This is a genomic window from Luteococcus sp. (genome assembly GCF_043424415.1).
GTDB lineage: Bacteria > Actinomycetota > Actinomycetes > Propionibacteriales > Propionibacteriaceae > Luteococcus.
The window spans coordinates 1-11890 of the sequence record NZ_JBHWOO010000017.1 but is presented as its reverse complement, the minus strand read 5'-3'; the positions used below and the strand labels follow the sequence as shown (position 1 = coordinate 11890).

The following is an 11890-nucleotide window of genomic DNA, read 5'->3' as shown; positions in this document are numbered from 1 at the left end:
GTGGCCAGCACGGCCAGCACCGTGGCGAGGGTCAGCCAGCGCTTGGTCCCGGTCGGCAGGGCCGCGAAGCGCTCGAACTGGCGCCGGAACCACAGCATCACTCCATGCGCCCAGACGAACTCGCTGGACAGCACGAGCAGTCCCAGCATGAACAGGGGGATCCCGCCCGGCCCGGGAAGCCATCCGGTCAGCATGGCACCGAGCATCATCAACCCACCGACGAGGGCGACGCCCAGCCGGTACCAGAAGTAGGCGACCGGATTGGCCCGCACACGCCCACGCCAGGCCCAGCGTTCCCTCGGCCACTCATGGGCCGGGCGCAACCGGCGCGCCGGCTCGGTGGTGGTCGATTCCTGCATGGGGCAAGCTTGCCAGAGCCGACGACCCCCTCCCAACGGCCCGAGGGTGGAGCCGGTCTGCCCCCACAGGGGCAGAACAGTCCTCCAGGAGTGTGCCGCCAGCAGGAGTCGAGGGGCCGCAGGTGGCAGAATCACACCGGTGACCACCATCCTCTCCATCCAGTCAGCCGTCGCCTACGGGCATGCGGGCAATTCGGCCGCCGTCTTCCCCCTGCAGCGCATGGGCGTGGAAGTGTGGCCCGTACTGACGGTCAACTTCAGCAACCACACCGGTTACGGCGACTGGCGCGGACCCCTGATCCCGGCAGACCAGGTGCGCGAGGTGGTCCACGGCATCGACGACAGGCAAGTGGTGGACCAGGTCGATGCGCTGCTCACCGGCTACCAGGGCGGACCGGACGTGGGTGCGGTGATCCTCGAGACCGCCGAGCTGGTCAAGCGCCGCAACCCTGCGGCCATCTACTGCTGCGACCCGGTGATGGGCGACGTCGGTCGCGGCTTCTACTGCCTGCCCGGCATCCCGGAGTTCATGCGCGACCAGGTGCTGCCCCAGGCCGACGTGCTCACCCCGAACCTGTTCGAGCTCGAGTTCCTGGCCGGACGGGAGACCTCGGGACTGGACGACGTGGTCGCGGCCGCCCACGACGTGCGCGCCCGTGGACCGCAGACGGTCCTGGTGACCTCGGTCACCGACCCGGGCAGCAGCCAGGACGTGATGCGCATGGTCGCAGTCACCGCCGACGGGGCGTGGAAGGTGGAGACGCCGATGATCGAGCGCGCCTTCACCGGGTCGGGTGATGTCACCACGGCCTGCTTCCTCGCCCACCTGCTGCGCACCGGATCGGCCCAGCAGGCGCTGTCCGCCACGGCCTCGATCGTCTACTCGCTGCTGCGTGCCACCGCGGACTCCGGCCGTGAGGAGCTCGCCCTGGTCTCCAGCCAGGACTGCTTCACCACACCGCAGCACACCTTCCGGGCGGTGCCGGTCTGAGTCAGCATCCGCGGCCGCGGTCTGGGCCGGCTCGCGGGGCAGCGGAAAGGACCACGATGCAGTACCCCGGACATGCAGTGCTGCAGCTCCCGGTGCCGGCGCTCGAGGACTTCGTGCGCTCCCGCACCGCCCACTACGACCCGGGCTTCCTCGGGACCAGCGATGTGGCCGACGCGGACTTCGTCCATGCCCACATCACCGTGCTGGCTCCCTTCGCCAGCCTGCCCGACCTGGCGCTGGTCGCCGAAGGCCTGTTCGGGACGGCACCTTTCGAGGTCACCTTGGGCACAGCCGAGCTCTTCCCCAACGGCCTGGTGCACAGCCGCCCCGAACCCGAGGATGCCCTGCGCGCGCTGACGGCAAGGATGTGCACGCTCTTCCCGGATGTGGTGCCCTACGGCGGTCTCCACCGCCCGGTGCCCCACCTGACCCTCGACGCGCTCGGTCCCGGAGTCAGTCTTGCCAGTGTCCGGGAATGGACGAGCCGGGTGCTGCCCTGCTCGTCCAGGATCGAGGCCGTCGACCTCGTCTGGTACGAGTCGGGCAACACCCGGCTCTGCCACCGGTGGTGGCTGTCGACCTGAACCTTCGCCATGACGAAGGTCCAGGCCGGACGCATCACTCGTGGAAGACCTCGATGTGGGCGCCCAGCTTGTTCAGGCGCATCGGCAGATCCTCATAGCCGCGGTTGATCACGTAGACATCGCGCAGGACCGTCTCGCCGCGGGCGGCCAGTGCAGCCAGCAGCAGGCAGACGGCAGGACGCAGGGCCGGCGGGCACACGAGGTCACGTCCACGCCAGCGGGTGGGCCCGGCCACGATCAGGCGGTGCGGATCGAGCAGCTGCACGTTGGCGCCCAGTTTGTTCAGCTCCAGCAGGTGGATGGCCCGGTTCTCGTAGACCCAGTCGTGGATCAGCGACTGGCCCTCGGCCTGGGCGGCGATGACCGCGAAGAAGGGCAGGTTGTCGATGTTGAGGCCGGGGAAGGGCAGCGGGTGGATCTTGTCCTGCGGCGCCTTCAGCTGGCACGGGTGCACCGTGATGTCCACCAATCGGGTGAACTGGTTGCGGCTGGGGTACTCCTCGCTCATCGTGTACTTCAGGCCCATCTCCTCCAGGATCGCCAGCTCGATCTCCAGGAACTCGATGGGGCAGCGCTGCACGGTCAGCTCGCTGTCGGTGACGATCGCCGCGGTCAGCAGGCTCATCGCCTCGATCGGGTCCTCGCTGATGTCGTACTCGACGTCGACGTCGATGTGCTCCACGCCCGTGACCTTGAGCGTGGTGGTGCCGATGCCGTCGATCTGGACGCCGAGCATCTGCAGGAAGACGCACAGGTCCTGGACCATGTAGTTGGGCGAGGCATTGCGCAGCACCGTCAGGCCCGGGGTCTGGGCGGCGGCCAGCAGCGCATTCTCGGTGACAGTGTCACCGCGTTCGGTGAGCGTGATGTGGCGCACCTGCTTGACGCTGGCGGTGTCCACGTCGGCCTGGTAGTAGCCCTCGGTGGCCTCCACCTCGAGCCCGAAGGGTCGTAGCACCTGCAGGTGGGGCTCGATGGTGCGCGCGCCCAGGTTGCAGCCTCCGGCATAGGGCAGCTGGAAGCTCGGGTGCTGGCGCAGCAGCGGTCCCATGAACATGATGATGCTGCGGGTGCGACGAGCCGCGGTCACGTCCATCGCGGCCAGGTCGAGGTCGGCCGGGCGGCGCAGCGTCAGGTCGGTGTGCTCGTCATTCCAGGTGGCCTCCACGCCGATGCTGGTGAGCACTTCGAGCAGCCGGTTGACCTCCTCGATGCGGGCTATCCCGCGCAGGACTGTCTTGCCCCGGTTGATCAGGCTGCCGCACAGCAGCGCGACGGCCGCATTCTTGCTGGAGCGCACGTCGATCGAGCCCGACAGGGCGCCGCCGCCCTGGACACGAAAGTTCATCGTCCCGGTGGTCGCCGGCGTGATCAGCGGGGACTCGAGGGCCTCGGCGATGCGGTTGATCATGTCGAGGCTCAGGTTCTGGTTGCCGGCCTCGATGCGGTGCACTGCGCTCTGGGAGGTGTTCAGCACGTCGGCCAGCTGGTGTTGCGTCAGGCCGCGCTGCTTGCGCGCGTCGCGGATCAGTCTGCCGATGGATGCGGGAGTCGTCTCAGTCACACCAGTCAGGATAACTCACAACTGAGATAATTCAATCGCGCGTTACCCGGAGTTTCCTGCCGAGTCGACGGAGGTGCCCAGTCCCGCCGCCGGATACCCACTGTTCATGCGAACGTCAGCGACACGGCGTCGTACTGGCGGGGTTGGCCTCACTAGCGTCGAGGCGACGCGACGCACCCGTCGCCGCGCATCCCCCCTGAGGAAGCAGCATGTCTCGTACCTTTCGTCTCGCCGCGGCCGCCGTCGCCGTGGCAACCCTTGGCGCCAGCGCCACAGCAGGCGTCGCCACAGCACAGCACAATGCCCAACGCGGAAGTGACCAGCGCGAGATCCGCAATGTCATCTACCTGTTGGGCGACGGCATGGGCCGCACCCACGTGACCGCCGCCCGCGAGCGCTACTACGGCGCCGACGGCAAGCTGGTGATGGAGACCATGCCCCATGTCGGGCAGAACCGCACCTATTCCATCGAGCCCAACTCGGGCCAGCCCGGCGAGCCGGACTTCGTGCCCAACTACGTCACCGACTCCGCCTCGGCCGCCACCGCATGGACCACCGGCCAGAAGACCTACAACGCCGCCCTGGCCGTCGACGGCAAGGGCAAGTCCCACGCCACGGTGATGGAGCTGGCCAAGAAGGCCGGCTACCGCACCGGCAATGTCTCCACCGCCGAGATCACCGACGCCACCCCGGCCGGCCAGATGAGCCACGTGCTCATGCGCGGCTGCCAGGGCCCCGAATACTCCGCCAAGGCCTGCCAGAACACCGAGGTGACCGGCACCGAGCTGCCCACCACCGACCTGCGGGTCACCCCGGTCGCAGACCAGATCGCCCGCAACAACACTGCTGATGTCATCATGGGCGGCGGCCTGTCGCGCTTCGACGCCGCCGACGAGAAGGCCCTCAAGGACAACGGCTACACCGTTCTCGGCTCCCCGGCCGCCCAGCGCGTGGCCACCGAGGCCGACATGAACCGCGTGAAGACCTCGCGCCGCGGCCCCCAGAAGAAGGTCTTCGCCCTGTACAACAAGGGCAACCTGACCATCGAGAAGTCCAAGCGCGAGAACCCCACCGCCCCCGGGGCCAAGGAGCCCACCGTCGCGGAGATGACCCGCAAGTCGATTGAGCTGCTCGACAGCAAGAAGGGTAAGAAGGGCTTCTACCTCCAGGTGGAGGGTGCCCTGATCGACAAGCGTTCGCACGCCAATGACGCCGCCCAGACGCTGGAGGAGACCAAGGCCTTCGACGAGGCCGTGCGCGTGGCCCTCGACTTCGCCAAGCGCGACAAGCACACCCTGGTGATCGTGACCGCCGACCACGAGTGCGCCGGTTTCAACATCATCGAGAAGGGCACCTACACCAACGCCGAGGCCGCCACCCCGCCGGCCAATGTTGACTCCGGCAACCCGGCCAACAACTCCGTCCCCAGCCGGGCCAAGGGCAGTGCACTCGACCCCAAGCGCTCCAGCGGCATCATCAACGGCGCCGGCAAGGACGATGCGGCCAACTTCGGCCCCGCCACCTTCCGCACCCCCGATGACGCCGCCGGTGTCGCCGACGGCACCCCCGAGGCCAGCCTGTGGCTGAGCTACCTCTCGGGCAACCACACCGGCGCCGACGTCCCCGTCTACGGCTACGGCCCCGGATCGTCCAAGGTCTCTGGCTCGATCGAGAACACCGACCTGTTCGGCATCGTCGGCCAGGCCCTCGGCGTCGTCCGCTGACCGAACCCCACCCCTGGCTGCCGGGCGCCCAGTCCATGCCGACCACGCGCGCCCGGCCGCCAACCGTTTCCCACACGCCGATCCACCACCAGCGCTGGGCGACGCACATCGCGCTGGCCCGCCGGAGAACCCATGACCGCACGCACCATCCGCCACTTCCTCGCCATTCCCGCCGTCATCTGCTGCCTGGCCCTGGCCGGGTGCGGCACCACGGATGCGCCCGACCCTGCCCAGGCGATCGCCAGCTCCCTGCCCGGCCTGGCCGCCCCCAGCGGAGACCCGACTGTCCCTGCCATGGCGACGGCCAGCCCGCCACCGGGACACGTGGTCCAGGTCCACGGCCCCTTCGACGACCGCCTCACCCTGGACCGGCTCGCCTTCGACGGCCACCAGGTCTCCGGTCGCGTGACAATCACCAGCGACGTCTCCGAGCTGCTGGAGCTCCAGGTGCTCGCCGGCTTCCACGACGCCGACGGGCGACTGCTCGGCACCGCCCGCTTCACCCACCACCTCGACGGCGCCCACGACCATGGGGCCGGGCAGGAGACGCCGGCGGCCCCGGCCAGCAGCGTCCAACCCACCGAGGAGTTCACGATCGCCGTTCCCGAGGGGCTGCGTGGACGCGCCCGCTCGGCCACGGTGGCTGTCCCCGTCCTGGTGAACGAGTGAGCTCACCGGGTGCCCTACAGTGGTTTCCATGAGCTCTCACTTTGACGTCGTCGTCCTTGGCGCGGGCCCCGGTGGGTACGTGGCCGCCATTCGCGCCGCCCAGCTGGGCAAGAAGGTTGCCATCATCGAGAAGGAGTACTGGGGCGGTGTCTGCCTCAACGTGGGCTGCATCCCCACCAAGTCGCTCCTGCGCAATGCCGAGGTCGTGAACCTGGTCACCCGCGAGGCCGACAAGTTCGGCCTGTCCGGTGACGTGACCGCCGACTACGGCAAGGCCTTCAGCCGTTCCCGCCAGGTCAGCGACCGCATGGTCAACGGCATCCACTTCCTCATGAAGAAGAACAAGATCCAGGAGTTCTCCGGCTGGGGCACCTTCACCGACGCGAAGACCATCAGCGTCGCCAAGGAGGACGGCTCCACCGAGGACGTCACCTTCGACTCCTGCATCATCGCCGTCGGCGCCACCACCAAGCTGCTGCCCGGCACCGAGCTGAGCCAGAACGTGGTGACCTACAAGGAGCAGATCCTCGCCGACAACCTGCCCAAGAGCATCATCATCGGCGGCTCGGGCGCCATCGGCACCGAGTTCGCCTACGTGCTCAACAGCTATGGCGTCGACGTCACCATCGTCGAGTTCCTGGACCGCCAGGTGCCCGCCGAGGACAAGGACGTCTCCGCCGAACTGCAGAAGGCCTACAAGAAGCTCGGCATCAAGGTCCTCACCGGCACCGCCGTCAAGGGCGTCGAGGACACCGGCTCCGGCGTCAAGGTCACCGTCGCCCCCGCCAAGGGTGGCGACGAGAAGGTGCTCGAGGCCGACAAGTTCCTCCAGGCCATGGGCTTCGCCCCGCGCACCGAGGGCTTCGGCCTCGACAAGACCGGTGTCCAGCTCACCGACCGCGGCGCCATCGCCATCGACGACTTCATGCGCACCAATGTCGACGGCATCTACGCCATCGGCGACTGCACCGGCAAGATGATGCTCGCCCACGTGGCCGAGGCCCAGGGCGTCGTCGCCGCCGAGACCATCGCCGGCGCCGAGACCTTCCCGGTCAACTACGACTTCATCCCGCGCGCCACCTACTGCCAGCCGCAGATCGGTTCCATGGGCTACTCGGAGCAGCAGGCCAAGGACAAGGGCTACGAGGTCAAGGTCGGCAAGTTCCCCTTCACCGCCAACGGCAAGGCCTGGGGCCTGGGCGAGGCCGTCGGCTTCGTCAAGCTCGTCGCCGACGCCAAGACCAACGAGATCCTCGGCGCCCACATGATCGGCCCCGAGGTCACCGAGCTGCTGCCGCAGTTCGTCCTGGCCCAGCAGTACGACCTGCGCGCCGATGAGATCGGCCGCACCGTGCACGCCCACCCGACCCTGTCGGAGGCCATGAAGGAGGCCGCCGAGGGCGTCGTCGGCCACATGATCAACTTCTGATCCCACGCCAGGCGCACTCCTGGACGAAATCAGCGGGCCCCGCAAGCACCAGCTCGCGGGGCCCTCTTCGCCATGCGTGAACCACGCGTGGCGGGCAGGGCGCCCACCCGTGCGAATGGGCTAGCTTGCAAGGCATGCAGCACAACCACCTTCCCCACCCCACCCGACGCCTGCTGCTCGGGGCTGGCCTGGCCGGTCTTGGGCTCGGCGTCACCGGATGCAGCAACCAGACCGGCAGCACTCCCGGCAGCACGAGCTCCGCCCCCGCGAGCGCGACCCCGACTCCCACACCGACTCCCACACCGACGCCCCCGCCGACCCTGCCCCGCGGGGGACGCACGATCTTCCCCAAGTACCGCCTGTTCGGCTACTCCGGAGCCCCGGGCGCCCCAGGCCAGGGCCGCCTGGGCATCGGGGACCTCGACGAGCGCGTCGTCGAGATGGAGAAGCGCGCCGCGCCCTATGCCAAGGGCCGCACCATCATGCCCATCCTGGAACTCATCGCCACCACCGTGCACGGCAGCCCCGGCAAGGACGGGATGTACCGCTCGCGCATCGACGACGAGGTCATCGAGGAGTGGCTGGCCTGCGCCCGCCGCCACAAGGCGATGCTGCTGCTCAACATCCAGCCCGGACGGGCCAACTTCCCCGACGAGGTCAAGGCCTACGAGAAGTGGCTGCGCCACCCCGAGGTGGGCCTGGCACTGGACCCCGAGTGGCGTATGGGCCCCGACGAGGTGCCGATGCGCACCTTCGGCCACGTCACTGCGGCAGAACTCAACGAGTGCGCCACCTGGCTGGCCGCGCTGGTCGCCAGGCACCGCCTCCCCGAGAAGGTCATGCTCTACCACCAGCTCAACCCCGGCGTGGTCAGCGGCGAGTCCACGCTCAAGGTCCACAAGGGCGTGGTCATGATCAAGTCCGTCGACGGGATCGGCTCCCCGGGTGCCAAGACCGACACCTGGAAGCGCGTGGTGGCAAGCCTTCCCAAGCACGTCCACCCCGGTTTCAAGCTCTTCTACTCCGAGGACGTCGAGACCGGTGGCCGGCTGATGACGCCGGCCGAGGTGATGGCCCTCAAGCCGACCCCCGAATACATCCTGTTCGAATGATGTTCGAATGAGTCAGAAGAGCACTCCGCCGGTGCACCCGGTGCTGGTCGCCAACCCGACCGCATCGGGTCACGACCGTGCCCGGGCACTGCTGCAGCAGCAGGCGCGGACCGCCCAGTGGCCGCCCATCCGCGAGATCCCCACCACCCCGCACGACTTCGGCGCCGCCATGACCCGCCAGGCCCTGGCGGAGGGAGCCGACCTCGTCATCGTCGGCGGGGGAGACGGAACGGTCCGCACCGTCGCAGGCGAACTGGCCGGCACCGGCGTATCCCTGGCGGTCCTCCCGCTCGGCACGGCCAACATCTTCGCCCGCAACCTGGGACTGCGACCCCACCGGATCGCGCAGGCTGTCGAGGTCGCGGTGCACGGGAACACTCGCACCATCGACCTGGGCCAGGTGCACCTGGACGGGGACGACCACCCACAGCCCTTCCTCGTCATGGCCGGCGTCGGCCACGACGCGGACACCATCGACCAGCTGTCCCCAGGACTCAAGAAGACCCTCGGCTGGCCGGCCTACCTCGAGGCCGGGATCAGGCACCTGTGGGACGGGCCGATCACCATGACCGTCAGCGCAGACGGCGGCCCGGCCGAGCAGGGCAAGTACTGGAGCCTGCTGCTGGGCAACGCCAGCAGCATCCCCTCAGGACTCAAGGTCTTCCCCGATGCGCGGCTCGATGACGGGGGACTGTCCTTGCTGGCGGTCAGCGCCCCCGCCCTGCACCGGTGGGTGCAGGTGGCGGCCTCGCTGGTCCACCGACGCCTGGGCGGACGGGCGATCCATCGCAGGCGCGTCGCATGGGCCGAGCTGTTGCTCGACGACGCAACCTTGGTCCAGGTGGACGGCGACGTGCACGGACCCGCACGCAGGATGCGGGTCGACCTGTCGCCTGCAGCACTGGCCGTGCGCGCCCCCCAACCTCCACGACGTGTGCTCAGCCGTCGTGACCCGCAGATCCCGCAGGCCCGTACCAGGAAGGACAGCCATGACCAAGCTCAGTGAGCCGTCGAGCATCGAGGTCGAACTCGTCGACGAGATCCTCCAGCACCGCACCCGTCAGGACGACGAGGCAAGGATCCTGCAGTTGGTCGAGGCGATGGACGCCGACCAGCTCAACGACCTGCTGACCGACGAGCGCGCCGACCGGCTCCTGGGGGCGGTGGACAACTACCTGGCGGGTCCTGACAACCAGGACGCGCTCGTCGAGCTGCTCGCCGTGCGACGCGCCCACGAGCTGGACCTGCACGCCCGGGCCAACCTCATCTATGCGCTCCAGACGGGACGGACCAGTCATCACCGCGAGGAGGTGATCGCGGACCTCGTCTGTGCCGTGACGGGATCGGAGCTCACCCACCTCAAGAACATCATCAACCTGCGCGACGACCAGCACGACCTCGAGGGCCTTGTCTTCATCGACATCGACCACGAGGACGTCCGGCAGCGCATCCTGGACCACATCCAGCACCAGGCCGAGAAGCTGCCGGAGGCCAAGATCCTGTCGGACATCGACGACACGATCTTCTGCAAGCTGCACGACAAGCGCTATCCGCGCGGCACCGTCTACCCCGGCGCGCTGGCCTTCCTGGAGGCGCTGGACCGTGGGCCCGACGACGACCCGGCGAGCCTGGGGGACATCACCTTCGTGACCGCACGCCCGATGGACTTCTGGGGTCTGCTGGAGAACCACTCCCGCGCCAGCCTCAAGCAGGCCGGCGTTGCCGACCTGTCGGTGATGTCGGGGAGCCTCTTCGCCCTGGTGAGCAAGGACGCCATGGCTGGCAAGAAGGTGGAGAACGTCAGCCACTACATCCAGCTCTACCCGGAATACCGCATGACCTTCATGGGTGACTCGGGACAGGGCGACGTGCTGGTGGGGGAGAAGTTGTGGGATCTCTACCCCGACCGGATGGACGCGGTCTTCATCCACGACGTGGTCGGCACCGGGCAGCAGGAGAGGGACGCGCATGCCCAGCACCACATCTGGTTCCACGACACCTATGTCGGGGCAGCCGGCAAGGCGAAGGAGCTGGGGCTGATCTCCGAGAGCGGTCTGGCCGAGGTGGTCAAGGAAGCCCGCGAGGCACTCGGAACGATCGAGTGGGATGACGACGACCAGCGTCAGCGGGCCGTGGAGCTCTTCGAGCGTGACGAGAAGGCGCTGTCAGGCAACTGAGACGCGGGTGGAGGGGCGCCCAACGCGTGTAGTGTGGCTCTTCGCTCCTGCTGCACGGGTGTCGTGTGGACCTGGAGACACCGGGTTGAACTGGCCTCGAGGCTCTGCTAGAGTTCTTCAGGTCGAAATCGCCAAGAGCGAACGACACCACCACACCTTCCGGCCGGGCAATCGGCGGAGTTAGTGGTGCCCGGTGAGTCTCGAATCGCGGATTTGCTCCACGGAGCGAGATGAACTAAAGTTCAACGAGTTGCCAACGGCAACAGCAGCGAAGGAGTCCAGCATTGTTGGATGAATTCGAGGCAATCTGCTGGAAATCGCGGTTTGACCGCTGAATGGAAAGCAGATAAAGTTTCACGAGTTGCCCCAAGCGGATGTCCTTCGGGATGGATGTGCGGGTCGCACCCGATTCTTGAGAACTCAACAGCGTGTCTAAAGTCAATGCCAAATGTTTTACCCGTGGCCATTGATGTCCTGCCTTTTGGGGTGGGGTTGAGGTGGTTATGGTTTCTTTGAGTGAAATATTGATGGAAGCCAGTTTTTTGGTTTCTTTGTCAGTGTCGAACTTGTTGATGTAGACGATGTTCCTGCCTGTGGGTGGGTGTCGATATTTTTCAACGGAGAGTTTGATCCTGGCTCAGGACGAACGCTGGCGGCGTGCTTAACACATGCAAGTCGAACGGTAAGGCCCTTCGGGGTACACGAGTGGCGAACGGGTGAGTAACACGTGAGTAACCTGCCCTTGACTCTGGGATAACAGCCGGAAACGGTTGCTAATACCGGATATGAGCCCCTACCGCATGGTGGGGGTTGGAAAGCTCCGGCGGTCATGGATGGACTCGCGGCCTATCAGCTTGTTGGTGAGGTAGTGGCTCACCAAGGCTTCGACGGGTAGCCGGCCTGAGAGGGCGACCGGCCACATTGGGACTGAGATACGGCCCAAACTCCTACGGGAGGCAGCAGTGGGGAATATTGCACAATGGGCGCAAGCCTGATGCAGCAACGCCGCGTGCGGGATGACGGCCTTCGGGTTGTAAACCGCTTTCAGTAGGGACGAAGCTAACGTGACGGTACCTACAGAAGAAGCACCGGCCAACTACGTGCCAGCAGCCGCGGTGATACGTAGGGTGCGAGCGTTGTCCGGAATTATTGGGCGTAAAGAGCTTGTAGGCGGTTGGTCACGTCGAAAGTGAAAACTCAGGGCTTAACTCTGAGCCTGCTTTCGATACGGGTCGACTAGAGGAAGTTAGGGGAGAACGGAATTCCTGGTGGAGCGAGTGG

At 67.0% G+C, this 11890-nt stretch carries 10 protein-coding genes and 1 rRNA gene; 9 read left to right on the top strand and 2 right to left on the bottom strand.

What is annotated here, in order from left to right:
• Positions 1-359: PGPGW domain-containing protein (locus ACHFFZ_RS00680; RefSeq protein WP_394274739.1), on the bottom strand; the 359-nt coding region annotated here is incomplete at its 3' end.
• Between the two features lie 139 nt (positions 360-498).
• Between ACHFFZ_RS00680 and pdxY the strand changes: the two genes are divergently transcribed.
• Positions 499-1350 carry a pyridoxal kinase PdxY gene (gene pdxY, locus ACHFFZ_RS00675; protein WP_394274738.1) on the top strand — a complete coding sequence of 284 codons (852 nt, stop codon included), beginning with the start codon at positions 499-501 and terminating at the stop codon, positions 1348-1350.
• Positions 1351-1406: 56 nt separating this feature from the next.
• Complete coding sequence (locus tag ACHFFZ_RS00670; RefSeq protein WP_394274737.1) at positions 1407-1934, top strand: 2'-5' RNA ligase family protein; 528 nt, start codon at positions 1407-1409, stop codon at positions 1932-1934.
• A 34-nt stretch (positions 1935-1968) separates the two neighbouring features.
• Here the strand turns inward: ACHFFZ_RS00670 and ACHFFZ_RS00665 are convergent, their stop codons facing one another.
• A complete protein-coding gene (locus ACHFFZ_RS00665; RefSeq protein WP_394274736.1) occupies positions 1969-3498 on the bottom strand; it encodes a helix-turn-helix domain-containing protein in 1530 nt (509 codons plus the stop codon).
• A gap of 209 nt (positions 3499-3707) precedes the next feature.
• On the opposite strand from ACHFFZ_RS00665, the gene ACHFFZ_RS00660 reads away from it, so the two are divergent.
• From ACHFFZ_RS00660 to ACHFFZ_RS00630, 7 genes are all read left to right on the top strand, one after another.
• Complete coding sequence (locus ACHFFZ_RS00660; protein ID WP_394274735.1) at positions 3708-5222, top strand: alkaline phosphatase; 1515 nt, start codon at positions 3708-3710, stop codon at positions 5220-5222.
• Between the two features lie 132 nt (positions 5223-5354).
• The gene (locus tag ACHFFZ_RS00655; protein ID WP_394274734.1) at positions 5355-5891 is read left to right on the top strand and encodes a hypothetical protein; all 537 of its coding nucleotides are present in this window, start codon (positions 5355-5357) and stop codon (positions 5889-5891) included.
• Between the two features lie 28 nt (positions 5892-5919).
• Positions 5920-7320, top strand: coding sequence for a dihydrolipoyl dehydrogenase (gene lpdA, locus ACHFFZ_RS00650; protein ID WP_394274733.1), 1401 nt, complete (start codon positions 5920-5922; stop codon positions 7318-7320).
• A 134-nt stretch (positions 7321-7454) separates the two neighbouring features.
• Entirely contained in the window at positions 7455-8432 is a 978-nt protein-coding gene (locus ACHFFZ_RS00645; protein WP_394274732.1) for a hypothetical protein, read from the top strand.
• A 7-nt stretch (positions 8433-8439) separates the two neighbouring features.
• Positions 8440-9438: a diacylglycerol/lipid kinase family protein gene (locus ACHFFZ_RS00640; protein WP_394274731.1), complete on the top strand. Its 999-nt coding sequence runs from the start codon at positions 8440-8442 to the stop codon at positions 9436-9438.
• Positions 9422-10609 carry a phosphatase domain-containing protein gene (locus ACHFFZ_RS00635; protein ID WP_394274730.1) on the top strand — a complete coding sequence of 396 codons (1188 nt, stop codon included), beginning with the start codon at positions 9422-9424 and terminating at the stop codon, positions 10607-10609. Before ACHFFZ_RS00640 ends, ACHFFZ_RS00635 begins: the two co-directional genes overlap by 17 nt.
• A 614-nt stretch (positions 10610-11223) precedes the next feature.
• Positions 11224-11890 (top strand): 16S ribosomal RNA (locus tag ACHFFZ_RS00630); the annotation flags it as partial.